The sequence below is a fragment of the Bradyrhizobium sp. BRP20 genome (assembly GCF_020194215.1).
In the GTDB taxonomy this organism is placed as follows: Bacteria; Pseudomonadota; Alphaproteobacteria; order Rhizobiales; family Xanthobacteraceae; genus Bradyrhizobium; species Bradyrhizobium yuanmingense.
The window spans coordinates 76,244-102,865 of sequence record NZ_JADYVY010000011.1 but is presented as its reverse complement, the minus strand read 5'-3'; the positions used below and the strand labels follow the sequence as shown (position 1 = coordinate 102,865).

25 protein-coding genes are annotated in these 26,622 nt (G+C 65.0%); 16 read left to right on the top strand and 9 right to left on the bottom strand.

Translation table 11 applies throughout. The annotated features are described in order from the left end of the window. Nucleotides 1-18 precede the first annotated feature (18 nt). The 3 genes from I6F33_RS24615 (at nt 19) to I6F33_RS24605 (ending at nt 2,882) form a co-directional block, all read left to right on the top strand. Complete coding sequence (locus I6F33_RS24615; RefSeq protein ID WP_225144380.1) at nt 19-1,479, top strand: NAD(P)/FAD-dependent oxidoreductase; 1,461 nt, start codon at nt 19-21, stop codon at nt 1,477-1,479. 142 nt (nt 1,480-1,621) lie between these two features. Beyond that, nucleotides 1,622-2,284 (top strand): ParA family protein, encoded by a 663-nt coding sequence (locus tag I6F33_RS24610; protein WP_225144379.1) that lies wholly within the window; start codon nt 1,622-1,624, stop codon nt 2,282-2,284. Then, nucleotides 2,253-2,882 (top strand): phasin family protein, encoded by a 630-nt coding sequence (locus I6F33_RS24605; RefSeq protein ID WP_225144378.1) that lies wholly within the window; start codon nt 2,253-2,255, stop codon nt 2,880-2,882. The genes I6F33_RS24610 and I6F33_RS24605 overlap by 32 nt, the downstream gene beginning before the upstream one ends. 121 nt (nt 2,883-3,003) lie before the next feature. On the opposite strand, the gene I6F33_RS24600 is transcribed toward I6F33_RS24605, so the two are convergent. Both I6F33_RS24600 and I6F33_RS24595 read right to left on the bottom strand, forming a co-directional pair. Further along, on the bottom strand, nt 3,004-3,240 hold the full coding sequence (locus tag I6F33_RS24600) for a 4-oxalocrotonate tautomerase family protein (RefSeq protein ID WP_225144377.1): 237 nt from the start codon (nt 3,238-3,240) through the stop codon (nt 3,004-3,006). Between the two features lie 16 nt (nt 3,241-3,256). After that, nucleotides 3,257-3,967, bottom strand: coding sequence for an SDR family NAD(P)-dependent oxidoreductase (locus I6F33_RS24595; protein WP_225144376.1), 711 nt, complete (start codon nt 3,965-3,967; stop codon nt 3,257-3,259). A 212-nt stretch (nt 3,968-4,179) separates the two neighbouring features. Between I6F33_RS24595 and I6F33_RS24590 the strand changes: the two genes are divergently transcribed. The 3 genes from I6F33_RS24590 (at nt 4,180) to I6F33_RS24580 (ending at nt 6,477) form a co-directional block, all read left to right on the top strand. Beyond that, nucleotides 4,180-5,103, top strand: a complete 924-nt coding sequence (locus I6F33_RS24590; RefSeq protein ID WP_225144375.1) for a LysR family transcriptional regulator — start codon at nt 4,180-4,182, stop codon at nt 5,101-5,103. Between the two features lie 146 nt (nt 5,104-5,249). Then, nucleotides 5,250-5,405 (top strand): hypothetical protein, encoded by a 156-nt coding sequence (locus I6F33_RS24585; protein ID WP_007612486.1) that lies wholly within the window; start codon nt 5,250-5,252, stop codon nt 5,403-5,405. A 142-nt stretch (nt 5,406-5,547) separates the two neighbouring features. Further along, nucleotides 5,548-6,477, top strand: a complete 930-nt coding sequence (locus tag I6F33_RS24580) for an aspartyl/asparaginyl beta-hydroxylase domain-containing protein (protein WP_036029938.1) — start codon at nt 5,548-5,550, stop codon at nt 6,475-6,477. A gap of 95 nt (nt 6,478-6,572) precedes the next feature. Here the strand turns inward: I6F33_RS24580 and I6F33_RS24575 are convergent, their stop codons facing one another. After that, the gene (locus I6F33_RS24575) at nt 6,573-7,121 is read right to left on the bottom strand and encodes a Spy/CpxP family protein refolding chaperone (protein WP_036015773.1); all 549 of its coding nucleotides are present in this window, start codon (nt 7,119-7,121) and stop codon (nt 6,573-6,575) included. Between the two features lie 166 nt (nt 7,122-7,287). Between I6F33_RS24575 and I6F33_RS24570 the strand changes: the two genes are divergently transcribed. Then, complete coding sequence (locus I6F33_RS24570) at nt 7,288-7,746, top strand: nuclear transport factor 2 family protein (protein ID WP_225144462.1); 459 nt, start codon at nt 7,288-7,290, stop codon at nt 7,744-7,746. Nucleotides 7,747-7,818: 72 nt separating this feature from the next. On the opposite strand, the gene I6F33_RS24565 is transcribed toward I6F33_RS24570, so the two are convergent. The 3 genes from I6F33_RS24565 to galE form a co-directional block, all read right to left on the bottom strand. Next, the gene (locus I6F33_RS24565; protein WP_036029941.1) at nt 7,819-8,520 is read right to left on the bottom strand and encodes a fumarylacetoacetate hydrolase family protein; all 702 of its coding nucleotides are present in this window, start codon (nt 8,518-8,520) and stop codon (nt 7,819-7,821) included. 33 nt (nt 8,521-8,553) lie between these two features. Further along, complete coding sequence (locus I6F33_RS24560; protein ID WP_225144374.1) at nt 8,554-10,356, bottom strand: ABC transporter ATP-binding protein; 1,803 nt, start codon at nt 10,354-10,356, stop codon at nt 8,554-8,556. Between the two features lie 119 nt (nt 10,357-10,475). After that, nucleotides 10,476-11,489, bottom strand: coding sequence for a UDP-glucose 4-epimerase GalE (gene galE / locus I6F33_RS24555; protein ID WP_225144373.1), 1,014 nt, complete (start codon nt 11,487-11,489; stop codon nt 10,476-10,478). Nucleotides 11,490-11,615: 126 nt separating this feature from the next. On the opposite strand from galE, the gene I6F33_RS24550 reads away from it, so the two are divergent. Then, nucleotides 11,616-12,653, top strand: coding sequence for a glycosyltransferase family 4 protein (locus I6F33_RS24550; protein WP_225144372.1), 1,038 nt, complete (start codon nt 11,616-11,618; stop codon nt 12,651-12,653). Between the two features lie 185 nt (nt 12,654-12,838). Here the strand turns inward: I6F33_RS24550 and waaF are convergent, their stop codons facing one another. Continuing rightward, a complete protein-coding gene (waaF, locus tag I6F33_RS24545; RefSeq protein ID WP_225144371.1) occupies nt 12,839-13,900 on the bottom strand; it encodes a lipopolysaccharide heptosyltransferase II in 1,062 nt (353 codons plus the stop codon). A 158-nt stretch (nt 13,901-14,058) separates the two neighbouring features. Between waaF and rfaD the strand changes: the two genes are divergently transcribed. The 5 genes from rfaD (at nt 14,059) to I6F33_RS24520 (ending at nt 20,801) form a co-directional block, all read left to right on the top strand. Continuing rightward, nucleotides 14,059-15,039, top strand: coding sequence for an ADP-glyceromanno-heptose 6-epimerase (rfaD, locus tag I6F33_RS24540; RefSeq protein WP_225144370.1), 981 nt, complete (start codon nt 14,059-14,061; stop codon nt 15,037-15,039). Nucleotides 15,040-15,052: 13 nt separating this feature from the next. Beyond that, nucleotides 15,053-16,537, top strand: a complete 1,485-nt coding sequence (gene rfaE1, locus I6F33_RS24535; protein WP_225144369.1) for a D-glycero-beta-D-manno-heptose-7-phosphate kinase — start codon at nt 15,053-15,055, stop codon at nt 16,535-16,537. Next, the gene (locus I6F33_RS24530; RefSeq protein ID WP_225144368.1) at nt 16,534-17,820 is read left to right on the top strand and encodes an O-antigen ligase family protein; all 1,287 of its coding nucleotides are present in this window, start codon (nt 16,534-16,536) and stop codon (nt 17,818-17,820) included. Before rfaE1 ends, I6F33_RS24530 begins: the two co-directional genes overlap by 4 nt. Nucleotides 17,821-17,904: 84 nt before the next feature. Beyond that, the gene (locus I6F33_RS24525; protein WP_225144367.1) at nt 17,905-19,818 is read left to right on the top strand and encodes an SDR family NAD(P)-dependent oxidoreductase; all 1,914 of its coding nucleotides are present in this window, start codon (nt 17,905-17,907) and stop codon (nt 19,816-19,818) included. A 35-nt stretch (nt 19,819-19,853) separates the two neighbouring features. Next, a complete protein-coding gene (locus tag I6F33_RS24520) occupies nt 19,854-20,801 on the top strand; it encodes an NAD-dependent epimerase/dehydratase family protein (RefSeq protein ID WP_225144366.1) in 948 nt (315 codons plus the stop codon). Here the strand turns inward: I6F33_RS24520 and I6F33_RS24515 are convergent. Next, on the bottom strand, nt 20,789-21,808 hold the full coding sequence (locus I6F33_RS24515; protein ID WP_225135851.1) for a glycosyltransferase family 4 protein: 1,020 nt from the start codon (nt 21,806-21,808) through the stop codon (nt 20,789-20,791). The genes I6F33_RS24520 and I6F33_RS24515 overlap by 13 nt on opposite strands. After that, complete coding sequence (locus tag I6F33_RS24510) at nt 21,805-22,764, bottom strand: lysylphosphatidylglycerol synthase transmembrane domain-containing protein (RefSeq protein WP_225144365.1); 960 nt, start codon at nt 22,762-22,764, stop codon at nt 21,805-21,807. The genes I6F33_RS24515 and I6F33_RS24510 overlap by 4 nt, the downstream gene beginning before the upstream one ends. Before the next feature lie 226 nt (nt 22,765-22,990). Here I6F33_RS24510 and I6F33_RS24505 point away from each other — a divergent pair, with 226 nt between their 5' ends. The 3 genes from I6F33_RS24505 (at nt 22,991) to I6F33_RS24495 (ending at nt 26,588) form a co-directional block, all read left to right on the top strand. Continuing rightward, the gene (locus tag I6F33_RS24505; protein ID WP_225129368.1) at nt 22,991-23,980 is read left to right on the top strand and encodes an SDR family NAD(P)-dependent oxidoreductase; all 990 of its coding nucleotides are present in this window, start codon (nt 22,991-22,993) and stop codon (nt 23,978-23,980) included. A 7-nt stretch (nt 23,981-23,987) separates the two neighbouring features. After that, nucleotides 23,988-25,400 (top strand): mannose-1-phosphate guanylyltransferase/mannose-6-phosphate isomerase, encoded by a 1,413-nt coding sequence (locus I6F33_RS24500; protein WP_192893141.1) that lies wholly within the window; start codon nt 23,988-23,990, stop codon nt 25,398-25,400. Between the two features lie 183 nt (nt 25,401-25,583). Then, nucleotides 25,584-26,588 carry a Gfo/Idh/MocA family protein gene (locus I6F33_RS24495; RefSeq protein WP_225144364.1) on the top strand — a complete coding sequence of 335 codons (1,005 nt, stop codon included), beginning with the start codon at nt 25,584-25,586 and terminating at the stop codon, nt 26,586-26,588. Nucleotides 26,589-26,622: the final 34 nt, after the last annotated feature.

Below are 26,622 nucleotides of genomic sequence, written 5' to 3'. Positions count from 1 at the left end.
GCCCCGGCGGAGGAAACCATGCAACAAGAACATTTCGACGTGCTGATCGTCGGCGCCGGGCTATCAGGCATCGGCGCCGGCTATCATCTGCAGACCAAGTGTCCGGCCAAGAGCTACGTCATCCTCGAGGGACGCGATTGCATCGGCGGCACCTGGGACCTCTTCCGCTATCCCGGCATCCGCTCTGACAGCGACATGTTCACCCTCGGCTATTCGTTCAAGCCGTGGACCGATCCGAAGGCGATCGCCGACGGGCCGCAGATCCTGAACTACGTGCGCGAGACTGCTAGCGAGAACGGCATCGACAAGCACATCCGCTTCCACCACCGCGTCAAGCGCGCGGCGTGGTCGACGCCGGATGCGCGCTGGACCGTCGAGGCCGAGCGCATCACGGGCGAGGGCGCGACCGAGCTGGTGCGCTTCACCTGCAACTTTCTATTCATGTGCTCAGGCTATTACAAATACGAAGCGGGCTATACGCCGGAGTTCAAGGGCGCCGCTGATTTCGCCGGCCGCATCGTGCATCCGCAGAAATGGACCGAGGACATCGACTACGCGGGCAAGCGTGTCATCGTGATCGGCTCGGGCGCGACAGCGGTAACGCTGGTGCCGGAGCTCGCCAAGCAGGCGGAGCAGGTCACCATGCTGCAGCGCTCGCCGACCTATGTGGTGTCGCGGCCGGCGCAGGATCCCGTCGCCAACAAGCTGCGCCGCAACCTGCCGGCGAAGTTCGCCTATCACCTGATCCGCTGGCGCAACGTGATGTGGGGAATGTTCTTCTTCCAGCTCAGCCGGCGCAGGCCGGCGAAGGTGAAGGATCTCATCCTCAAGGGCGTGAGGATCGCGCTCGGCCCGGACTACGACGTCGCGACCCACTTCACGCCGCGCTACAATCCCTGGGACCAGCGGCTGTGCCTCGTGCCCGACGGCGACCTCTTCAAAGCGATCCGCGAGCAGCGCGCCAGCGTCGTCACCAGCGAGATCGACACCTTCACGCATGACGGCATCCGCCTGAAGGACGGCCGCGAGCTGGCGGCCGACATCATCGTGACGGCGACCGGGCTGGTGCTCCAGGTCGCCGGTGGCCTCGAGGTCAGCGTCGACGGCCGCTCCGTCGATTTCGCCAACACGCTGACCTACAAGGGCATGATGGATGCCGACGTGCTGAACATGGCCTCGGCCTTCGGCTACACCAACGCGTCCTGGACGCTGAAATGCGACCTCACCTGCGAATATGTCTGTCGCCTCATCAATTACATGGACCGGCACAATTTCCGCCAGTGCATGCCGCACAACGATGATCCCACTATCACCGCGCAGCCTTCGCTCGATTTCACCTCGGGCTACGTGCAGCGCTCGATCGCCAAGATGCCGAAGCAGGGCTCGAAGCGGCCCTGGCGGCTCCACCAGAACTACGCGCTCGACATCGTCTCGTTGCGCTTCGGTCGGATCGACGATGGCGTGATGCAGTATTCCTGATCTTGCTACGTAGGATACCGGGATAGCCCCGCGTTCGCTTGAGACGAATCGCGACTTGCGGTAGTATTATTGCGCTGCAAGAAGTTTAGTTCCGACAACGTCTGAGTTCCGCGTCGTTGCCGTCATAAGGGAAGCGCAGGACATGCACGTCCTTGCCCTGGTCACGCAAAAAGGCGGAAGCGGCAAGAGTACGCTGTCCGTTGGACTGGCGGTGGCAGCAATGGAGCGCGCTGAGCGCGTCGTTCTCATTGAGGCGGACGCGCAAGGTACGATCTCGAAATGGAAAGAGCGCCGCGATCTTCCCTATCCCCGCGTCGAGCGCGTTGCCGATCCTGCCGAGATCGAACCGTTGATCGCGCGGCTGAAGGCCGAAGGCGTCTGGCTTGCCATCGTCGACACAGCTGCCACGACCAACAGCCTGGCGCCGCGCGTCATCGCCTGCGCGGATCTCTGTCTCATCCCGGCGCGCCCGAGCCCGGCCGACATCGAAGCCGCAATTCCTACACTGATCGCCATTCGCAGGCTCAACCGCCGATTTGCCTTCATCCTCAATCAGACACCGACGCGAGGGTGCCGGCTGAGCGAAGCTGCCACATCACTAAGCTCGCTCGGCGTGCTTGCACTCCCGTTTATTGCGCAGCGTAACGATCACCAGGATGCACTCGGAGCGGGATTGGGCGTGACGGAGTTCGCACCGGCGGGCAAAGCTTCGGACGAAATTGTAAGTTTGTGGGGTTGGATCGCGGCGCACTTGGCCGAGGAGTCGGACGATTATGGGAAAGGCGCGCTCAAAGCTGCCTGCTGACGTTGCACGCACCGGGCGTCGCTCGCTGCTGGAACTGGCCGCGGAAGTGAGCCGTGCGGTCGACGAGGGCTTGGCCATGCCGCCGGGCCCAGTCGTCGTCTTCCCGCAAGATGCGCCGCAGATCGCGCAAGAAGCACCTGCTCCGATGACTGTTCCGGTACAAGAAGCTGCCAGCGTCATCGTTGCAACACCTGAACCTCCGAGCAGCACCACCACTGATCTCATCGTGGACATGGTCAAGGAGTATCAAGCCCGCGCTTTGGACGGCATGAGCACTACGCTCAACTACGCCAACGACCTCGCAAAGTCACGGCTGGCCAGTGTGAGTTCAGAGGCCAATGAAGCCGTCGTCGTGGAAAGCGATCTCATCGACGCGATTGGGACGGCAGCCGAGTGTCGCACCGTCGTGCTCGAACTGATGAAGGTTAATGCGGGCGCGACCTTGGAGTATGCGCGGGAGCTAGGGCGTGCAAAGACTCTGGCAGAGTTGGTTGAGCTGTCGGGCACGCATGCGCGAAAGCAATGTGAGTTGGTCCTGAAGCAAACCGAGTTGCTGAGGTCGCTTGCTCAAAGCATGACAAAGCCCAGTGCCAGGTGATGCAGCTCGCCTGCGCGAAGGGCGGGACCAAAACCCGAGCGGTCGCCGAGATGGCCGGTGACGAGCGGGCCGACGATCGTGCCGAGGTCATGTCATCCTCTTGCGCGCGACGGCGTGCAGATCATCCTGCCTGGGCGGCGCGGTGGCGGCGGAATTCCTGCACGCGCAGGCCGCCCCAGCCCCAATTGTCGGTGTCGACCTCCTCGATCACGACGAAGGTGGACTCGAGCGGCTTGCCGAGCACGTCGCGCAGCAGCTCGCTCGAGCCCTTGATCAGTGCGGCCTTCTCCTCCGCCGTGAGCGACGCCGCACCCGGCGCCGTTCCGTCGCGGGTCACTTGAATGGTGACGATGGGCATTGTCGTTCTCCTCCGCTCAGTGGCCGGCGCTCTGGCCGCCGTCGACATGCAGGATTTCGCCGGTGACAAAGGAGGCGCCCTCGAGATAGAGCACGGCATCGACGATGTCAGACATCTCGCCCATGTGGCCGACCGGGTGCAGTGCGTCGAGCTGGGCATGCGTCGCGACCGGGTGCATCGGCGACTTGATGATGCCGGGCGACACCGCATTCACGCGGATGCCGCGCCTGGCGTATTCGATCGCGAGCGACTTGGTCGCGGCGTTCAGCCCGCCCTTGCTCAGCGAGGCCAGCACCGAGGGCACATTCGAATTGGCCTGATCGACCAGCGTCGTCGTGATTTGGACGACGTGGCCAGACCCCTGCTTCTCCATTTCGGCGATGGCAAGCTGCGTGATGTTGAAGAAGCCCGCGACATTGGTGCCCATCACTGCGGCATAGTCCTCGGCCGTGTACTGGGTGAACGGTTTTGCGACGAAGATGCCCGCGTTGTTGACCAGCGTGTCGACTCGGCCGAAGCGGGCGATCGCTTGCGACACCGCGCGCTCTGCGGTGGACCGCTCGGCGATGTCGCCTGCAACGGCGAGGACGTCGTCATCACCCGACGGCTTGATGGAGCGCGCCGTTGCGACGACGCGATAGTTGCGATCGCGAAAACCCTGGACCAGGGCGGCGCCGATACCCTGCGATGCACCGGTGATGATGGCGACCTTCTGCTCGATACCCATGACGGGCTCCTGTTGTTGGCTTGAAAACCTGCGCCAGCGGCGGCTGGCTTGGGCGTTGAGGTACGCTGCGGCGGCTTGCTTGCGAATATCCGCTGCCCGGCAGACACTCTTTCGCGACGCGAACGAATGCCGGATCGATCCTTGCGGAGGTTGTCGCAGCCGGCGCAAACGCCTAGCTTTCAGCCGAAATCTCAGGGGGCTGCGGCGAGCGCATGGATCGTCTGGACGCGATGAAGGTGTTTGTCCTTGCGGTGGACGAGGGCAGCTTGGCTGCCGCAGGACGCAAGCTCGGCCGATCGCCGGCCGCGGTGAGCCGCGCCATCGCCTTTCTGGAGCAGCGGGTCGGCGCCGAGCTGCTGCACCGGACGACACGCTCGATCAAGCTGAGCGAGGAAGGCGAGCGTTATGTCGAGATCTGCCGCCGCGTGCTCACCGATCTGGAGGAGGCCGAGGACATCGCGGCCGGACCGCGCACGGCTCCGCGTGGTCTGCTCACGATCACCGCTCCGGTGGTCTCCGGCGAGATGGTACTGCGGCCGATCCTCGACGCGTTTCTCGACGCCTATCCGACCGTATCGGCAAAACTCCTGCTGTTCGACCGTGCGGTCAATCTGATCGAGGAAGGCGTCGATATCGCGCTTCGCATCGGTCCGCTGGCGGATTCGGCGATGGTGGCGATGCGGGTCGGCGGGATCAGCCGCGTCGTGGTGGCAGCTCCCCGCTACCTGAAACAACATCCGCGCATCACCGAGCCGGGCGATCTCGCCAAACACCAGATCGTCGCGATGGCGCATCTGCCCAATTCCTGGACCTTTGCGCCGCAGCCGGGCTCATCGGCGCCGCGCACCGTGCAGTTCACCCCGCGGCTCGTCGTCAACAGCACCTATGCGGCAGTGGCCTCCACTGTGGCCGGGCGCGGCGTGGCGCGGATGTATTCGTACCAAGTGGCCGAGCAGGTCTCGCGCCGCGAGCTCGAGATCGTGCTGGCGGACGACGAGGATCCGGAGATGCCGGCGCATCTGATCTGCCCGCAGGGCCGGCTTTCGGTGCCCAAGGTGCGCGCCTTCACCGACTTCGCCGTGCCCCGGCTGAAGAAGCAGTTTGCGCTGCTGAAGCAGAGCACCAAGGCGCGTTGAGCCGCTTCATGCCCCCGCAATGCGCGGTTTCGCGTATACGGCGGGGCGGCTGAATCGGCGATGGTTCCTGAACGGTTAACGCCGATTTAACGGATGAGTCCTACCCTGTCTCGGCCGGGGTTACTCGCAAGGCCGAGGTGAGCCCAATGGAAGCCCAGAGAATAGCGGTCGACGCCGTCGTCGCGCTGACCGATTGCGACCGCGACGCCGTCATCGCCTTCATCCGCCGCCTCTATCTCGCCGGCGTCACCGACCCCAAGCGCCTGACCTTCAAGGGCCTGCAGGCGCTGTCGCGGGCTTGATTCGGCTCGTTTCGGCCGGTTTGGACCCCAGTCCATCCCCTTGCTCTCCCCGGCGTGATTGCAACCCAGCGTTGAATATCTTGCCGCTCCGGCCGGGTCGGGCTACACGACACCCCGGCTGGGTCACTTGGGGATTGGGGAAATGTTGAAACAGCTTTTTGCGCCGCAGCTCGTCATTTTGTACGTGCTTGCGGCTTCGACGATTTACGTCCACTTCCGCGGCAAGCAGCGGCTGCGCTTCGCGCGCCAGCTCGGCGATCACTCGACCTATCTCGCACCTTACAATGTGCTGATGTATGCGGGCTCGGCGGTGCCGAACAAGCCGGTGATCTCGGTCGATCAGTTTCCGGAGCTGAAGCCCCTCCGCGAGAACTGGGAGACCATCCGCGACGAAGCCGTGCGCCTGTTCGATGAAGGTTTTATCCGCGCGGCGGCGAAGAACAACGATTGGGGCTTCTACTCGTTCTTCAAGAGCGGCTGGAAGCGGTTCTACCTGAAATGGTACGACGACTTCCTGCCGTCGGCGAACACGCTGTGCCCGACGACGGTGGAGCTACTCAAATCGATCCCGAGCGTGCATGGCGCGATGTTCGCGATGCTGCCGCCCGGCGGCAAGCTCGGCGCTCACCGTGATCCCTTCGCCGGCTCTCTGCGCTATCACCTCGGCCTCGTCACGCCGAACTCGAACAAGTGCCGGATCCTCGTCGATGGCGTCGAATGCGTCTGGCGTGATGGCGAGGCCTTCATGTTCGACGAGACCTTCATCCACAGCGCCGAGAATGCGACCGACGTCAACCGCATCATCCTGTTCTGCGACGTCGAGCGCCCGATGAAGTACGGCTTCATGACCGCGATCAACCGCTGGGTCAGCCATCACATCGTCAAGGCGTCGGCGACCCAGAATGTCGACGGTGAGCACGTCGGCGTGCTCAACAAGGTGTTCGGCAAGCTCTACGAGATCCACCTCGCCAGCCGCAAGGTGAAGGAGTGGAACCGCAACGTCTACTACACGCTGAAATACGCGCTGGCGGCGCTGATCCTCGGCCTCATCGTGTATTCGGCACTGAATTGAGGCAAATGCACGGGGCGCGGATCAGCGAAGCTTGGTCGGCCGTTGCCTCATCTCGATCCGCCCTAGCGCGATCGTCTGATCTCGGTCGGCATTGTCTAGTGATGGTGCTTGTGCTTGTGCCCTGCGGAGCCGTCGGGACGCTGATAGCCCCGTAACTCTGCATATCGCTGCATCTGGCTCTGATCGAGCACGGCAGCGGTTGAGAGGTGGTATTTGAGGTGGCTCTCGCGGAGCTGCCCCTGAGTTTCGGCAATGGCACCAATGCTGGTCTTGAGCGCTTCCGATGTGACCCTACGGGAAGAGAAGAGGTCTTCCAGCGCTCTCTCTTGCTCGACGAGCTTGTTACCCAGCGGAACGGCTTCCTGTTTCATGGCATCGAACAGCCGTTGAACCTCGGCGCGCTGATCGGCGGTCAGGCCGAGACGATCACTGAGCTCGAGGACGTGGCTGGGACCGGGATATCCATTGAGCTCCGCAGCGAGAGCTAGGCCCATACCGCGTCCGGCGCGGAGATCGTCGATCTGTTGCTGTGACAGCGCCTTGATGGGGCGCTTCTCAAGGCCGGCATAGGGTTGACTGGACTGCGCGCCGGCTGTGCTGCCCGTGAGGAGGAGGGAGGCTGCAAGCAGAAGGACGCGGTTCATGAATCTGGCTCCCACAAAATGGAGCCGGCCGATGTCGAAGCATCGAACCCGGCTGTGACGTGACACCTGTCGCGATCGAGTGATCCCGGAGCACAAATCTTGCTGGATCGTCCGGCCCATGGCAACAAAGATCGCCGTGATTGAGTTGCCGAATGTGGAGCAGGTGATGGCCTCTTTGCCGACCGCGAATACTGAGATCACGCAGTTCTTCCGCCGATGGCTAGACACCTTCGCGGGTTATGTCCGAGAGGTCGATTACGCCTCGGCGCGGCCGCTCTTCGATCCGGACGTGCTCGCCTTCGGCACCCATAGCGACGTCATCCCCGGCCTCGATCAATGGGTCAAAACCCAATGGGACAATGTCTGGCCGAAGACGACCGACTTCCGTTTCGTCCTCGATCAGACCTCCGTTCTGGCATCACCGGACGGTATGATGGCAACCGTCGTCGCGCCGTGGACGAGCACGGGCTATCATCCCGATGGCAGCACGTTCGCGCGCCCAGGCCGCGCGACGATGGTGTTTTCGAGGAACGGCGATGGCTGGCTGTGCGTGCATTCGCACATGTCGCTCAATCGCGGTGTGCCGCAGGCGAGCCACGCCAATCGGCCGGTAAAGGCCTGTTAGCTCGACCGCGTGCACGATCGACATGCAAAAGGCCCCATTCCGGGGCCTTTTGAGTTCGAGCTGCAGCGAGCCTTATTCCGGCTGGCCGATGCTGACCTTCAGCGTGCCGATGCCGTCGACGCCGCATTCGAGCTTGTCGCCAGGCTGGAGCTGCGACACGCCGGCGGGCGTGCCGGTCATGATGATGTCGCCGGCGGCGAGCTTCACCTGCTGGGAGAGCTGCCAGATGATCTCGGGCACGTTCCAGATCAACTCGGTGAGGTCGCCCTTCTGCGCTTCCTTGCCGTTGACCGTCAGCCAGATCTTGCCCTTGGAGGGATGGCCGATCTTCGAGGCCGGCTGCAGCGCGGAGCAGGGCGCCGAATAGTCGAACGACTTGCCGATCTCCCACGGGCGCTCCTTCTTGCGCGAGGCGATCTGGAGATCGCGCCGGGTGAGGTCGATGCCGACGGCGTAGCCGTAGACGTGGTCCAGAGCCTTGTCGGCGGGAATGTTCAGTCCACCGCTCTTCATCGCGACGACCAGCTCGACCTCGTGATGCAGATCCTTGGTCAGAGGCGGATAGGGAATGGTGGCGCCGTCGGGCACCAGCATGTCGGCATGCTTGGCGAAGAAGAACGGCGGGGCGCGCTCGTCATTGCCCATCTCGCGGATGTGCTCGAGATAGTTGCGGCCGACGCACCAGATGCGGCGTACCGGATAACGGCCGCTCTCGCCGACGACGGGAAGCGAAGCCTGGGGCGGAAGCGGGATGACGTAGGAGGCGGCGTTCATGCGGGTCTCGCTGCTCTTGAGGTGGAACGAACTCTATGCGGTTGCGCTGATCGGCGCCAGAGCGCCGGCGTCGTGATGCTGCAGGCGGAAGAACGAGGCATAGCGGCCGCCGCGACGGAGCAGCTCGTCATGGCGGCCCTGCTCGACGATCTCGCCGCCTTCGACCACCAGGATGCTGTCTGCGTGCATGATGGTGTGCAGGCGGTGCGCGATCACGATGGTGGTGCGGTTCTGGCAGAGATGCTCGATCGCCTCCTGCACCTGCCGCTCGGATTCGGAATCGAGCGCGGCAGTGGCTTCGTCCAGGAGGATGATCGGCGCGTTCTTGAGCAGCGCGCGCGCGACCGCAATGCGCTGGCGCTGTCCGCCCGAGAGCTGGGTGCCGTGCTCGCCGACGGGCGTGTCGTAGCCGAGCGGAAAGCCCGTGATGAAGTCGTGCGCGCAGGCCGCCTTCGCCGCCTCGACGATCTCGTCCTCGCTGGCGTCCGGCTTGCCGAAGGCGATGTTGTTGCGGATGGTGTCGCGGAACAGATAGACGTCCTGGCCGACATAGGCGGTCTGGGTGCGCAGCGATTTGCGCGAGACCGACGAGATCGGCTGGCCGTCGATCACGATGTCGCCCTGCGTCACCTCGTAGAAGCGCAGGAGCAGGCCCAGCACGGTCGACTTGCCGCCGCCGGAGGGGCCGACCAGCGCAGTCACCTTGCCGGGCTCCGCGACGAAGCTCATCCGGTTGAGCACCGTCTCGCCCGAGCGATAGGAGAAACTGACATCGCGCAGCTCGATACGGGCATCTGTCAGCTTCAGCGCCGGCTTGTCATCGTCGGACTGCTCGCTCGCGGGGCTGTCGACGACCTCGAGCAGCATACGGGCGCCGACGAGCTGGCTGTTGAGATCGATGTTGAGCCGGGCCAGCCGCTTGGCCGGCTCGGTCGCCATCAGGAATGCGGTCATGAAGGAGAAGAACGCGCCGGGCGTGGCGTTCAGCGCGACCACGGCATAGCCGCCATACATCAGGCAGCCCGCGACGGCGAAGCCGCCCAGCATCTCCATCAGCGGGTTGGAGCGGTTGGCGACGCGGGCCATCTTGTTGGCGTTGCGCTCGACGACCGCGATGTTCTCGTCGATGCGCTTCTGCATGGTCTCTTCGAGCGTGAACGCCTTGACGGTGCGGATGCCCTGCAGCGATTCCTGCATCGTCTCCATGATGTCGGCGGTGCCGGTGAACTGGTTGAAGGCGAGGCCCTTGATGCGCTTGACCAGCTTGCGCAGCACCAGCATCGCCGGGGGCACTGCGACGAGGCCGATGAACGACATCAGCGGATCCTGCCACACCATCACGCCGATCATGGCGAGCAGCATCAGGAGGTCGCGCCCGACGGCGTTGACCAGCATGTTGAGCACGTCCGTGATCGACTTGGCGCCGGCGGTCAGCCGCGCGAGGAATTCGGAGGAGTGCCGCTCGGAAAAGAAGCCGACGCTCTCGCGCATCAGCTTGGCGAACAGCTGGCGCTGGTTGGTGGCGAGGATGGCGTTGCTGATCTTGGTCAGGATCACCATGTGGCCGTAGGTCGCCACGCCTTTGATGAAGAGCAGAACGACCGTGATCCCCGAAAACGTCGCGATGCCCGGGATGTTCTTGTCGACATAGGCCTGGTTGATGACCTGGCCGAGCACGTAGGTCGCGCCTGCGGTCGCACCGGCCGCCAGCGCCATCAGCGCGAAGGCCACGAGGTAGCGCCGCCAGTAGATGATTCCCTGTTCCGTGATCAGGCGGCGAATCAGGACCGCTGCCGCGTAGGGATCGTCGGTGATTCTCTTTGGAAACTGGGCCATCCGGTGTCCATTGACGGCGCAGGACAAAAGCCTGCCCGCGCGTCAGGGATCGATGGGCCTCTGTGCCCGCTCAAGCCGGGTTTTTCAAGCCCAATTAAGGGCTTGCGCTTGGGATGATTCTAGGCGGAGGCGGCGTGGCGGAGCTCGCCGTGGCGCTCGCGGAACAACTTGTCCTCCCAGGCCAGCGCATGGGCTGCGATGGTCTCGAGGTCGTCGTATTGCGGCCGCCAGTCGAGCAGGCTGCGGATGCGGCTGGTGTCGGCGACCATGGTCATGATGTCGCCGGGCCGGCGCGGGGCGTATTGCACGGCGAAGCTGCGGCCCGAAACCCGGCGCACCGCGTCGATGGTCTCCAGCACCGAATAGCCGCGGCCATAGCCGCAATTGAGCGTGGACGAGGCGCCGCCATTGCGCAGATAAGCGAGTGCCGAGCGATGGGCCTGCGACAGGTCCGTGACGTGGATGAAGTCGCGGATGCAGCTGCCGTCCGGGGTCGGATAGTCGGTGCCGAACACGTCGATCTTGGCGCGCTGGCCGGTGGCGGCTTCCACCGCGATCTTGAGCAGGTGCGTGGCGCCGACGGTGGCTAGCCCAATGCGCGCCTGGGGATCGGCGCCGGCGACATTGAAGTAACGCAAGGTCACGTATTGCATGCCGTAGGCGGCAGCGACGTCGTGCAGCATGACCTCGGTCATCAGCTTCGAGGAGCCGTAAGGCGACAGCGGCCGCGTCGGCGCATGCTCGGGCACCGGCACCTGATCCGGATTGCCGTAGACCGCAGCGGTCGAGGAAAAGATGAAGCGGCCGATGCCGCGCTTGACCGCCACGTTGAGCAGGTTACGCGCAGTGGTGAAGTTGTTGCGGTAATAGCCGAGCGGATCGCGCATCGAATCCGGCACGACGACCGAGCCTGCGAAATGGATGATGCTCTCGATGTCGTGCTGGGCGATCACGCCTTCGAGCAGGTTCTCGTCGCCGGCATCGCCGATGAACAGCGGCACGCCTTCGGGCAGGTAGGCCGAGAAACCGGTGGAGAGATCGTCGATCACGACGACGTCCTCGCCGGCTTCCGCCAGCGCCAGGACCGTATGACTTCCGATATAGCCGGCGCCGCCGGTGACTAGCACAGTCATGATCTCACCCGTCTTCGATCAACGCGCAAGGCTAGCGCTTGCGTGGTGAAGAGGGGGTATCGGCACAGCTGAACTGGTCACTATGCTTAATGTTGCGTATAGGGACTTTGCGAAATGGAGTGTGACGTGGCGGGTGTCCCCGGCGATCTCGAATTGATCGTGCCAAATCTGCACAGGCGCTATTCCGGGGTCACCGCGACCAACCGGATGGTGGCGCCGCGGCTGGCAAAGCTGTACCGCGCCGCCTGGTTCGGCTCGGACGCGCCGGCGGGGATCGCGCGCCTGAGCATCGGAGATCTCCTCAAGCTCTGGCGCCGCAAGCGGTCTGTGATCTGGCATGCGCGCCGCAACAACGAGATGATCGCGGGCGTTGGCTTGCGCGCGCTCGGCTGGCCGCTCAAGCTCGTGTTCACCTCGGCGGCGCAGCGGCACCATAGCTGGATCACGCGCTGGCTGATCCGACAGATGGATGCGATCATGGCGACGAGCGACATCTCGGCCTCGTTCCTGAAGGTGACGGCGACGGTGATCCCGCACGGCGTCGACACCGACGTCTACGCGCCGCCCGCCGATCGCGCTGCGGCCTTCGCCGAAGCCGCGCTGCCCGGCCGTTACGCCATCGGCTGCTTCGGTCGCGTGCGGGCGCAGAAGGGCACCGATCTGTTCGTCGATGCGATGTGCCGCCTGCTGCCGCGTTATCCGGATTTCACTGCTGTCATCGTCGGGCAGGTCACGGCCGAGCAGACGCCCTTTGCCAACGACCTGAAGAAGCGCATCGAAGCAGCAAACCTGCAATCGCGCATCGTCATCACCGGCGAGCTGCCGATCGAAGCGGTGCAGCGCTGGTATCAGCGGCTGACGATCTACGCCTTCACCTCGCGCAACGAAGGTTTCGGTCTGACGCTGATCGAGGCGATGGCGGCCGGCAGCGCGCTCGTGGCCGCACGCGCCGGCGCGGCGGAGCTCGTCGTCGAGGATGGTGTCACCGGCGTGCTGATCCCGACGGGAGATGCCGACGCGCTCGCTGCGGCGCTCGAGCCGCTGATGCGTGATGTGGCCGTGGCGACCGCGATGGGCGAGCGCGGGCGGGCGCGGGTGCTCGAGAAGTTCAGCCTCGATGCCGAGGCGGCGCGGATCGGCGCGGTCTATCGGCCGCTGCTCTGAGGCCGTTTTCGCCTGTCGCAAACAAAACCGCGAAAACAACCCCATGCACAGTAGCCGGGGTCAGCAAAATCAAGGAGTTGGCGGAGAGTTCGAGAAATTGCGGATTTTTCGAACGAATTTTGACTCGTCGGGCAAAACAGTGGCAGGATGTCATCATCGGCCCGAGCCACGATCGCCTCAGTTCGTCACCCGCTTCCCGCTTCCCCCAGCACCCTCTCCGCAATCCCCACCACCTCGCTTGCCGCAATATTCCGCATGCAGCGGTGGTCGTTCACCCCGCAGACCGTGCTCTGGCAGGGCTGGCAGGACAGCTTTTCCTTGTCCTGCACCAGTGTCGCGGCGAGGCCGTTCAGCGGGGCCCAGAGATAGGGGCTGGTGGGACCGAAGATGCCCATGGTCGGCGTGCCCAGGGCGGCTGCGATGTGCATCAGGCCGGAATCGTTGGAGATGGCAACGCCGGCGGCGGCCATGGCGAGGATGCCGTTGCGCAAGTCCGAGCCGGTGAGATCGCGGACGCCCGGGCCGCCGGCGGCGACGATCTCCTGGGCGAGCTCCTTTTCGGCGGGACCGCCGACCACCCAGACCTCGAGGCCGCGCTCGACCAGCAGGCGGGCGGCTTCGGGATAAGAGGTCCAGCGCTTGGAGACGCCGACCGAGCCCGGGGCGAGTGCCACCGCGGCGCCGGCACCGAGACCATTGGCCTCGCGCCACCGGGCGATCTCCTCGGCCGGGACGCGCAGTTGCGGTACCGGCCATTCCGCGGGCAGGGGCGCGCCGTCGGGCTGGGCGAGGGCGGCGTTCTTGTCGATGAAGCGGGGCAGCTTCTTCTCACCCCAGCGCCAGCGGTTGAGCAGGCCGAACCGGAACTCGCCGACAAAGCCGATCCGTTCAGGAATACCGGCGAGTGCCGGCGCGATGGCCGCTTTCCAGGTCCGGGGCAGCACCAGGGCAGTGCCGTAATTCTGTTTCCGCAGCAGCCCTGCCAAGCCGAACTGGCGTGCGACGGCCAGCCGGCTGCGCGGCATATCCCAGACGATGCCGGCGCGCACCCCGGGCATGTAGTCCACCAGCGGGGCGCACAGGGAGGTGGTGAGGAGATCGACCGGCCGGTTCGGCCAGCGCTCCTTCAGGACCCGCACGACGGTGTGATTCCGCACGAAATCGCCGATCCACATGTAGGGGACGATCAGGATCGGGCGTGTGTCGCTCCGATCTGCATCACTACCAAGTTGCGAATCAATATTCATTCGTTATGAGGGCCGAACACGTGCCGATATGGCGGCTCGGTTAGCCGCTCCGGGCCGGCAGGTAAAGGCGGCAGAAGAGCAATCCCAAAACAGCTTACACTTTGGCGGATCATGCGCTAGGGCAGGATCGGGCACCTAAAATCGGGCAGGTAGGTGGAATGTTGCTGGTGACCGGCGGGGCCGGTTTTATCGGATCGAATGTCGTGGCCGCGCTGAACGAGGCCGGTCGCAGCGACGTCGTGATCTGTGATCTCCTCGGAACCGAAGGCAAATGGCGCAATCTCGCCAAGCGGCAGCTTGTGGATATCGTTCCCCCGACCGAGCTGATGGACTGGCTGAAGGGCCGCAAGCTGGAGGCCATGATCCATCTCGGGGCGATTTCCGCGACCACGGCGACCGACGGTGATCTCGTCGTCGAGACCAATTTCCGCCTGTCGATGCGCCTGCTGGACTGGTGCACGATGAATGCCGTGCCGTTCATCTACGCGTCCTCGGCGGCGACCTATGGCGACGGCACGGAAGGCTTCGACGACGATTCCTCGCTGCCGGCGCTGAAGAAGTTGCGGCCTATGAATCTCTACGGCTGGAGCAAGCACCTGTTCGATCTCGCTGTCGCCGAACGTGTGGCGCGCGGCGATCGGCTCCCGCCGCAATGGGCCGGCCTGAAATTCTTCAACGTGTTCGGGCCGAACGAATATCACAAAGGCTCGATGATGAGCGTGCTGGCGCGGCGCTTCGACGACGTCAGGGCAGGCCGCGTCGTGCAGCTGTTCAAGTCGCATCGCGAGGGCATCGAGGACGGCGATCAGCGTCGCGATTTCATCTATGTCGACGATGTCGTGCGCGTGGTCCTGTGGCTGCTCGCGACGCCTTCGGTGTCCGGCCTGTTCAACGTCGGCACCGGCAAGGCGCGCAGCTTCAAGGACCTGATGCTGGCTGCCTATGCCGCGCTCGGCGCCAACCCCAACATCGAATATATCGACATGCCCGAGCAGATCCGCGGCGCTTACCAGTATTTCACCCAGAGCGAGGTCGATCGTCTGCTCCGCGCCGGCTATAACGGCGGCTTCACGACGCTCGAGGACGCGGTGAAGGCCTATGTCGGGGATTATCTCGACCGGCCCGACCGCTTTCGCTGAGGCCCTTTCGACCATGCCGACGCCCATTCTCGATTTCGATGCCCTCGCGCAAGCCATCTCAGGCCGTACGGTGCTGTGCATCGGCGACATCATGCTGGACGAGTTCGTCTACGGCGAGGTGTCGCGGATCTCGCCGGAAGCGCCGGCGCCCGTCATCGCCGCCCAGCGCAGCGAGATCCACGTCGGCGGCGCCGGCAACGTCGCGCGCAACGTCGCTTCGCTCGGCGCGCGCTGCATCTTCGTCGGCCTCGTCGGCGAGGACGACGCCGGCACGCGGCTCGAGGCCGCGCTCAATGATCAAGCCGGCACCGAGAGCGTGCTGGTGCGCGACGCCTCGCGGCCGACCACGCGAAAAGTCCGCTTCGTCTCCGAACATTTTTCCACGCACATGCTGCGCGCGGATTGGGAGCAGGCGCTGGCTGTGTCCGACGAGATCGAAACGAAGTTGATCGACGCGATCCTGCCGCAGATCGCGCGCGCCGATATCGTGCTGCTGTCCGATTATGCCAAGGGCGTGCTGACGGCGCGCGTGATCCGCCACACCATCGATGCCGCGCGCAAGCTCGGCAAGCCCGTCATCGTCGATCCCAAGAGCCTGAACTGGGCGATGTATCGCGGCGCGACGCTGCTCACGCCCAACCGCAAGGAATTCTCGGAAGCGACCCGCAGCCGCGCCGACACGGTGCAGAGCATCGTCGAGGCCAGCGAGGACGTGATGCGGCTCGCCGACTGCGAGGCGATCCTGGTCACCCAGGGCGAGCACGGCATGACCTTGGTGCCGCGGAATGGCGGCGCCGTCCACGTGCCGGCCGTCCCGGTGAAGGTGCGCGACGTCTCGGGCGCCGGTGACACCGTCGCCGCTGCGGTTGCGGTGTCGCTCGCGGCCGGCGCGGACTGGGACACGGCACTGCGCATGGCCAACGCCGCCGCCGCCGTCGCGGTCGGCAAGCAGGGCACCGCCAGCGTCAGCGCGGCCGAGCTGCGACGCAAGATCCTGCCGCATGCCACGCTCGCGGCCGAAGAGAAGATCGTGCTCGACCCGGCAGCACTCGACGCGCAGCTCGCCGAATGGAAAAGGCAGGGCCTGCGCGTCGGCTTCACCAACGGCTGTTTCGACATCCTTCATCCCGGCCACGTCAAGGTGCTGACCGCGGCGCGCGCCGCCTGCGACCGCCTGATCGTGGGGCTCAACAGCGACGCCTCGGTGCGGCGGCTGAAAGGTGCCGATCGTCCGGTCCAGGACGAGCGCGCGCGTGCCGAGGTGCTCGCCGCACTGGAGGCCGTCGATCTCGTCGTCATCTTCACGGAGGACACGCCGATCGACCTGATCACCAGGATCAAGCCCGGCGTGCTGGTGAAGGGCGGCGATTACACACGCGAACAGGTCGTCGGCCATGAGGTGGTCGAGGCCGCGGGCGGGGCGGTCGTGCTGGTCGACATTCTCCAGGGCTTCAGCACGACGGCGCTGGTGCATCGCGCCAGGGGAGGGAGCAAGTGACGGCGCTCGCCCGCGAAACGACCAGCGAGATGTTGCATCGCCGTCTGCGCAGCCCCGCTGCCTGGCGCGAGACCGTCGATCTGTTTGCGATCCTGACCGCGGCCTCGCTGCCCTGGTCGACATCGCTTGCGGGGATATTCAACGCGCTGATGCTGATCTGCATGGTGCCGTTCCTCGATCTACGCGATTTCCTGCAGTCCTTGAAGCGTCCGATCTGCATTGCGCCGATCGCGCTGGTCGTTCTCGCGCTGCTGGGGACGCTGTGGTCGGATGCCCCGTGGGGCGCGCGCTTCTATGCGGTTAATCCGACCGTCAAGCTGCTCGTGCTGCCGGTCCTGCTCTATCATTTCGAGCGCTCGCCGCGTGGCCACTGGATATTCATCGCCTTCCTGGTGTCCTGCGCCTTGCTGTCGGTGATGTCCTGGCTGGTCGCCTTCTACCCGAACCTCGCGCTCAAGACCGATCCGCCCGAGCGCGGCATCTTCGTCAAGAACTACATTGACCAGAGCCAGGAATTCGCGCTTTGCGCGGTGGCGCTCGCCTATCCGATCGTGATGCTGTTGCGCGAGAAGCGATACTGGTTCGCCGCGTTGCTGACGGCGCTGGCGCTTAGCTTCTTCATCAATATGACCTTCGTGGTGGTGTCGCGCACCGCGCTCGTCACCATTCCGATCATGTTCGGCGTGTTTGCACTGCTTCACCTCAAATGGCGCAGCATCGCGATCATCTCCGGCGCGCTGCTCGTCGGCGCCGTTCTCGCCTGGCAGGCCTCGCCGCAATTGCGCCACACCGCCGAGAGGTTTACCACCGATTACACCGGCTATGTGGAACGGGGCGAGGCAACCTCCATGGGCATGCGGCTCGAGTTCTGGCGGAAGTCGCTCGGCTTCTTCGCGGAGGCGCCGATCCTGGGGCACGGCACCGGTTCGACCCGCGGGTTGTTCGAACGCGTCGCGACGCCCGCCGGTCAGCGGCGGGCGTCAGCCGAGGTGATCGGCAACCCGCACAATCAGACGCTGAACGTTGCGGTGCAATGGGGCGCGATCGGCGTCGCCATTCTCTACGCGATCTGGATATTGCATCTGCGGTTGTTTCGCGGCGACGGGATTGCCAATTGGATCGGACTCCTAGTCGTGGTGCAGAACGTCTTTACCTCGCTGTTCAACTCGCATCTGTTCGACTTCCACGAGGGCTGGATGTACGTCATCGGAGTCGGCGTTGCCGGGGGCATGGTGATCCGGGCACAACAGGTTCGGACCAAGACGGCGGAAGCGGGTTCCTGAGCGGTCGCGCGGCTGGCAAGTCTTGTCGAGATGGGCTATCAGCGCGGTCAGGTTGCATCTAACTGGGTTTTCATCGGTCGGCGGATGACGCGACTTACGCATCTCACCTCGCGCAATTTCCTGATCGCGCTCCACGACCTGCTGGCGACCACGGCGGCGCTTTTTGCCGCCTTCTATCTGCGATTCGAGGGTGGCGACGATTTCTACGCCCGATTGCCGCTGCTGTTCCAGATCCTGCCCTACTTCCTCGCCTTCAGCGTGGTCGTGTTCTTCTTCTGCAATCTGACCACGACGAAATGGCGTTTCATCTCGCTGCCTGACGCGCTGAACATCATTCGCGCGGCGACCGTGCTCACGGTTGCGCTGCTCGTGCTCGACTACATCCTCGTTGCCCCCAACGTTCGCGGCGCCTTCTTTCTCGGCAAGGTGACGATCGTCCTCTACTGGTTTCTCGAGATCTTCTTCCTCAGCGCGCTGCGCATGGCGTACCGCTACTTCCGCTATACGCGGGTGCGGCGTCACGCGAGGGGCGGGGAGGCCGCGCCGACGCTGCTGATCGGCCGCGCCGCGGATGCCGAAGTGCTGCTGCGCGGCATTGAGAGCGGAGCGATCAAGCGCATCTGGCCGATCGGCGTCTTGTCACCATCGCCTGCCGATCGGGGCCAGCTCATTCGCAACGTGCCGGTGCTGGGCGGCATCGACGACGTCGAGGATGTGATCTCGGATTTCGCCAAGCGCGACAAGCCCATCGCGCGCCTCATCATGACACCATCGGCTTTCGAGCCGGAGTCGCATCCGGAATCGATCCTGATGCGGGCGCGCAAACTGGGTGTGATCGTGAGCCGGATGCCCTCGCTGGAGAGCGGCGATACGCCAAGGCTCACGGCGGTTGCGGTCGAGGACCTCCTGCTGCGTCCGAGCGAGAAGATCGACTATGCTCGCCTGGAGGCCTTGATCAGGAGCAAGGCCGTGATCGTCACCGGCGGCGGCGGCTCGATCGGATCCGAGATCTGCGAGCGTGTGGTCGCCTTCGGCGCGGCACGTCTCTTGATCGTGGAAAATTCCGAGCCGGCTCTCTACGCGGTCACCGAGGCGCTGGCCGCGCGTGGTGCCACCGCACAGATCGAAGGCCGGATTGCCGACATTCGCGACCGCGAGCGCGTCATGCGCCTGATGGCCGAGTTCAAGCCCGACATCGTCTTCCATGCCGCGGCGCTCAAGCACGTGCCGATCCTCGAGCGCGATTGGAGTGAGGGCGTCAAAACCAACATCTTCGGTTCCATCAACGTCGCGGACGCCGCCGTTGCCGCCGGCGCCGAGGCGATGGTGATGATCTCTACCGACAAGGCAATCGAGCCGGTGTCGATGCTCGGCCTCACCAAGCGCTTTGCCGAAATGTACTGCCAGGCGCTCGATCGCGACCTCGCAGCCGGAGCGAGCGGCAGCAAGCCGCCGATGCGGCTGATCTCGGTCCGGTTTGGCAACGTGCTGGCCTCGAACGGGTCGGTGGTGCCGAAGTTCAAGGCCCAGATCGAGGCCGGCGGGCCGGTGACGGTAACTCATCCCGACATGGTCCGTTACTTCATGACCATCCGCGAGGCCTGCGATCTCGTCATCACCGCGGCGACGCATGCGCTTGGGACGCAGCGTCCCGACGTCTCGGTCTACGTGCTCAACATGGGCCAGCCGGTGAAGATCGTCGATCTCGCCGAGCGCATGATCCGCCTGTCCGGGCTGCAGCCGGGCTACGACATCGAGATCGTGTTCACCGGCATGCGGCCGGGCGAGCGCCTGCACGAGATCCTTTTTGCCTCGGAGGAGCCGACCCGCGAGATCGGCGTGCCCGGCATCATGGCCGCGCAGCCGAACGAGCCGCCGATGCAGACGCTGCGCAAATGGAATGCGGCGCTTGAGCAGGCGATCGCGCGCGACGATCGCGCCACCATCAGGACCATCCTGAAGGATGCCGTGCCGGAATTTGGATCCACGGCGGCCTGACCATTGTTGCGCAATCCAGCGCTCGGGGAGCGACGATGAGCGAACGCAAACCGGTCGTGCTGGTGACGGGAGCGAGCGGCTTCATCGGCCGTCACCTCGGGCAGGCGCTGGCGTGCGAGGGCTGGTCGGTCCGCCCCGTGGTCCGCAAGCGTCAGGGCATCGACGGCGAGGTCGTGATCGAATCGATCGGCGCCGACACCGATTGGCGGGCCGCGCTCGAGGGGGTGGAGGCGGTCGTTCACCTTGCCGCGCGCGTGCATCACAGGCGCGAGGAGCATGCAGCCCAGCTCTACCAGGACGTCAACACCGCCGGCACGGTGCACCTGGCGCGCTGCGCGGCGAGGGCGGGCGTGCGCCATTTCATCTTCATCAGCACCGTGCTGGTGCATGGCCGCAGCAACGAGGGCAGGGCCCCGTTCAGCGAGAACGACGTCCCGACGCCGCGCGGCCTCTACGGGACGTCCAAGGCGGCGGCCGAGGCAGGCCTGAGGACGCTCGCGGGCGAGAGCGACATGAAGATCTCTGTGATCAGGCCGCCCATGGTCTATGGCGCGAGCGCCAAGGGAAGTTTCGCTCTGTTGACGCGCGCGATGAACCTTGGGGTGCCGTTGCCGTTCGCCGCGATCCGCAATCGCCGCGCCTTCCTTGCCGTGCAGAACCTGTCGTCCTTCATCCTGCATCGGCTCACTCATCCAGATGCGGCCGGCCATTTCGAGATATTCCTGCTCGCCGACAGTGCGCAGTTCTCGACGCCCGAATTCATCGCGCGTCTGGCGAAGGCGTCCGGCAAGAGCCCACGACTATTCGGCTTGCCGCCGGGCTTGCTCAGCGCGCTTTTCCGAATGATCGGCCGGCAGGACATGCATGACAGCCTGATCGGCTCGCTCGAGCTCGACGTCTCCAAGGCGCTCGCGACCGGCTGGCGGCCGGAGGTTTCGCTCGACGAGGGGCTGCGGCTCGCCGTGTCGGCTCAGGACGCCTGAGGCCGGGAGAAGCGGCGCAGCAGGAGGGCGACCGCGATGGCGCCGGCGATCAGCGCGGGCAGCGTGACGGCCACCGTCGCGGCGCGAACGGCGAGGATCGCCAGCCCTGCGAGCACGAGGTTAAGCAGGAAGACTTCGCCGCTCACCCGGGACACCGAGAAACCGTTGTCGGTCGCGCGCTGATAGAAATGCGAACGGTGCGCCGACCAGAACGGCTCGCGGCGCGCGATGCGCCGAAACAGCGTGATGGTGGCATCGGCGAGGTAGTAGGCCGGCAGCAGCAGCGCCGCAGCCGCTTGTCCGTGCCAGGCGAGCTCGAGCAGGCACCAGCCGAGCAGGAGGCCGATCGGCAGGCTGCCGACATCGCCCAGGAAGACTTTTGCGACAGGACGGTTGAACGGCGCAAAGCCGAGCATGGCGCCGCACAGCGCGGTGGCGATCAGCACGGCCGGCCATGGGAGATCCCCGAGCATTCCCAGCAGCAGCAGCGCAGCGGTGACCGGAACGACTTCCGCCACCGTCATCAGGTCGAGCCCGTCCATGAAGTTGACGAGGTTCACGAACCAGACGCCGGCAAGGACGATGAGGCCGCGCTCCAGCGCGAGCGGCAGCGCCGGCACGATGCGCGCGGTGTCGGGGGCGGTGAACACCACGGCGCCGACGCAGGCGGCCTGCAGCACCAGGCGCACCAGCACGGGCAGCGATACGATGTCGTCGACGAAGCCGACCAGCGCGATCACGATTGTCGCAGCGACCAGCGCCGGCGGGATCGCGACATTGGCGGAGACCCCCCACAGCGAGGCAACGATCAGCGTCGCGGCGATCACCGCGATGCCGGCGCCCTGCGGGGTCGGGACGCGATGGGAGGACCGCGCATTCGGCCGCGCCAGCGCGTAGCGCTGCAGCAGGGGGCGGCTGGTCCAGGTCACGAGCGCCGAGATCAGCGCGGCCGCCGCAACGGCAAGCAGCAGGGCCGCGCCGGCGAGCGCATCGGCAGCCGAATTCACTCCGGCACTCCGATCGCGGCCGACCCTTGCGCGGCTTTCTCGGCGCTGAGGATCCATACCAGACCGCCGACTGCCCCGACCAGGAAGAACACGGCGCCGAACAGCAGCGAGACGTTGACGCCCTCGTTGGCGGAAAGTCCCGCGAAGCCGAACGCAAGGCTCATCGTGGCCTCACGCACGCCCCAGCCGGCGATCGAGATCGGCATCATCGTGATCAGCATCACCGGCGGCACGAGCAGAAAGACGTCGCTGAAGCGAACCGGGGCCCCAATCGACTGCACGACGCACCAGGCGATGACGACGGCGAGCACGTGAACGAGGACCGACAGGATCGCGACGACGGGGCCGCTTGTGCCGCTGAAGATCACGCGATTGGCGATGACGGCGCAGGCGTGGATGTGATGCGTTGCCCACCAGGTCTTCAGCCAGCGCCATTTCAGCGCGCCGAAGATCAGGAAGCCGAGGCCGCCGGCGAGCGCCAGGAGGTCGATGAGCAGCAGCGCCGAGCGACCGTGCGGATCGGTGATGAGGGTGTAGCTCCAGGGCAGGCTGGCGACGATCAAGATCGCGAGCGCGACCAGGCCGATGGCGCGGTCGACGAAGATCGAGTAGGTCGCCGTGCGCCAGCCGGCGCCGGCGCGGGCGACCAGCCACAGGCGCACCGCATCGCCGCCGATCGCCGACGGCAGCGTCTGGTTGAAGAACGAGCCGATCACGTTGTATCGCATGGCGCGGCCGAGCTCGAGCGGCGCGCCGCAGGCGGCGCTGATCTCGCGCCAGCGCAGCACGCCGACGAAGATCTGCAGGAACGTGACCGCGATCGCCACACCGAGCCAGACCAGGCTGGTCAGGGTGAATCGGGAAAACAGCTCGGACAGGTCGACCTTGCGCAGCGCCAGATAGAGCAGCGCCGCGGAAATCAGGATCTTGGCCGTCGACAACAGGATTCGGCGCATCTCGTCCGCATGAACAGGGTTTGCTAAGATTTGGAGGCAACCCGACGCGAGGCGCCGAATTCGGCCGCTTTGGTATGGTTTTGGCGCCGATCTTGCAATAGCTCTCGTCGAGGAGCCGTCGTTAAGGACGCCATGAGGAGATCGCGTGAAGGAGCGGGGAGCCTATTGCGACCCCGTCGAGGTGGCGGCTAGACAGGATCGGGCGAGGGATCACCCAGGGAACAGGATGACGGATCGGGCGATTTTGGTAACGGGTGCGGCCGGCTTCATCGGCTTCCACGTCGCCCGGCAGCTCCTGGGCGAAGGTCGCGCCGTCGTCGGGCTCGACAATCTCAACAGCTATTACGATCCGGCGCTGAAGAAAGCGCGCCTTGCTCTGCTCCGGGACCAACCGCGTTTCTCGTTCGTCGAGGCCGATCTCGCCGACCGCGAGACCATGGCGGCGCTGTTCGCGCAGCATCGTTTTGCCAAAGTCGTGCATCTGGCCGCGCAGGCCGGCGTGCGCTACTCGATCGAGCAGCCGCAGACCTACGCCGATTCCAATCTCGTCGGCTTTCTCAACGTGCTGGAGGGCTGCCGCAACAATGGCTGCGGTCATCTGGTCTACGCCTCGTCATCCTCCGTTTACGGCGCCAACACAAAACTGCCATTTGCGGTTGCGGACCGCACCGACCATCCGGTCAGCTTCTACGCCGCGACCAAAAAGGCGAACGAGGTGATGGCGCAGTCCTACAGCCATCTTTATCGCCTGCCGGTCACGGGGCTGCGGTTCTTCACCATCTACGGGCCATGGGGCCGCCCCGACATGGCCATGTTTTTGTTCGCGAGCGCCATCATGGCCGGCAAGCCGATCCGGCTCTTCAACCATGGCAAAATGCGCCGCGATTTCACCTATATCGACGATGTGACGCGCGTCGTGTCCAAGCTGATCGATCTCGTGCCTGCGGACGATCCGGCTGCCGCAAATGCGCCGTCAAAGCTCTACAATGTCGGCAATCATCATCCGGAGGAACTGATGCACGTCGTCGGTCTTCTGGAGCGGGAGCTGGGCCGGACGGCGATCAAAGAATTGCTGCCGATGCAGCCGGGAGATGTGCTGGAAACGTTCGCGGATGTCGAGGATCTCTCGCGCGACACCGGCTTTGCACCGTCAACGCCGATCGAGCATGGGGTTCATAACTTCGTCACCTGGTATCGGGACCATTTCAAGGTTTGAGATCACGATGGACAAACGCATAATCCCCCTGATCATGTGCGGCGGTGCCGGCACGCGGCTGTGGCCCGCTTCGCGCGAGGTTCGGCCCAAGCAGTTCCTGCCGCTGTTCGGCACGCGCTCGACGTTCCAGGACACGCTGCTGCGCGTGTCCGATCCCTCTTTGTTCGACCGGCCGATCGTCATCACCAACGCGTCCTACCGCTTCATGGTGCTGGAGCAGCTCGCCGAGATCGGCATCGAGGCCGACGTGATCCTCGAGCCGATGCGGCGCGATTCCGGCCCTGCGATCGCGGCCGGCGCGGTGTTCGCGCAGAACCGCGCCAGCGAGGCGATCGTGCTCGCGCTCGCCGCCGATCACGTCGTGCAGAATAATGCCGCCTTCGTCGCCGCCTGTCGCGAGGGCCTCACCGCCGCGAATGCCGGGCGCATCGTCACCTTCGGCGTCAAGCCGGAGCGGCCGGCAACGGAATATGGCTACATCAATCCGGGCGACGTGATCGCGGGCGAGGTGCAGGCGGTTGCGCGCTTCGTCGAGAAGCCGGATGCGGTGAAGGCCTCCGACTACGTCAATTCGGGCTATCTCTGGAACAGCGGCAACTTCATGTTCCCGGCGAGCGTGCTGCTCGACGAATATCGCAGGGTCGATGCGGCAAGCGTCGAGGCCGTCATCAATGCGGTCAACAATGCCGGCCGCGATCTCGGCTTCGTCACGCTGGAGCCCGACGCGTTCGGCGCGGCCAAGGCGATCTCGATCGACTATGCGGTGATGGAGAAGACTTCGCGCGCCGCCGTCGTGCCGGTGTCGTGCGGCTGGTCCGACGTCGGCTCCTGGCATGCGGTATGGGAGCTGTCGGAGAAGGACGCGCAAGGCAATGCCGCGCACGGCACCGCCGTGTTCGAGGATTCCCGCAATTGCAACGTCACCACGGATTCCGCGCTGGTCGCGCTCGAAGGCGTCGACGATCTCGTCGTGGTCGCGACCGCGGACGCGGTGCTGGTCTCGCGGCAGAAGGATGCCAACGGGCTGAAGCGCCTCGTGACGAAATTGAAGTCGGTCGCGCCGAAAGTCACCGAAGAGCATCTCAAGGTGCACCGGCCCTGGGGCAGCTATCAATCCGTCGACAATGGCGAGCGCCACCAGGTCAAGCGCATCGTGGTGAAGCCGGGCGGGCGGCTGTCGCTGCAGAAGCACCATCATCGTGCCGAGCACTGGATCGTGGTCCGCGGCACGGCGCAGGTGACCGTCAACGAGACGGTGAAGACGGTGCACGAGAACGAGTCGATCTACATCCCGATGGGCGCCGTCCACCGGATGGAGAATCCCGGCAAGATCCAGCTGGAGCTGATCGAGGTCCAGACTGGAAGCTATCTGGGGGAAGACGACATCATCCGGATTGAAGACGACTATCAAAGGTCGTAACCAGCAAACTCCGAATCACGCGACCCGGGCCGAGAAGCGGTATCTCTTTCGGCCTAAGGCCCGGGGAACGTGTAACTTTTTGAATCAAATCGTGTCCGGCCCGCCAGGGCGGCATTCGCCACAAAAGTGGCGTCCGTGCTAGAAGCGGCCCGGGGATTTGCGTTGAATCGGGGGTTTGCTCAGATGACTTCCAGGGGATCTGCACCGGCAAAGGCCGGCTTGCGCGTCGGTGTCATTGGCGCCGGCGTGATGGGCAGCAACCATGCGCGCGTGCTCAGCGGCCTGCCCGGCGTCAGCCTCGTCGGCGTCGTCGATCCCTCGCCGGCACATCGTGCGCGGGCCACGGAGCTCGCCAATTGCGAAAGCTTCGAGACGCTCGACCAGCTGTTCGCCGAAGGCCTCGATGCCGTCACCATCGCGGCACCGACCCATCTGCATCACGAGGTCGCGCTCGCATGCATCGCCAAGAACATCCACGTGCTGGTCGAGAAGCCGATCGCATCCACGGTGGAAGAGGGCCGCGAGATCGTCGCCGCCGCGCACAAGGCGGGCGTCACGCTGATGATCGGCCATGTCGAGCGCTTCAATCCGGCGGTCGCCGCGGTCAAGCAGGCGATCGCGGGCGAGGACATTCTCTCCATCGCGATCACCCGCGTCGGCCCGTTCCCGCCGCGCATGTCCAATGTCGGCGTCGTCATCGATCTTGCCGTGCACGACATCGATTTGATCCGCTGGTTCACCGAATCCGACATCGTCGAGGTGCAGCCGCAATTGTCGAGCGCGGTCGCCGAGCGCGAGGACATCGCGCTCTTGCAGTTCCGCACCGAGAGCGGCGTGCTCGCCCACATCAACACCAACTGGCTGACGCCGTTCAAGGCGCGCAGCGTCACGGTCGCAACGCGCGGCAAATACGTGATGGGCGATCTCTTGACGCGCCAGGTCACCGAATGCTTCGGCTTCAAGCCGGACGGCAGCTACTCGATGCGGCATCTGCCGGTCGGCCATGACGAGCCGCTTCGCGCCGAGCTGATCGCATTCCTTAAGGCGGTGCGCAACGGCGAGACGCCGGCAGTGACGGGCGACGAGGGCGTCGCCAGCCTCGAGATCGCCACGCAATGCCTGGAGAGGCCCTCGCGTCCTGCGGCGACGTCACCCGCGCGCAAGGGGCCGCGCCGCGTCGCCGGCTGATCCCTTCCATGTCGACCGCTCAAACGTCACAAGG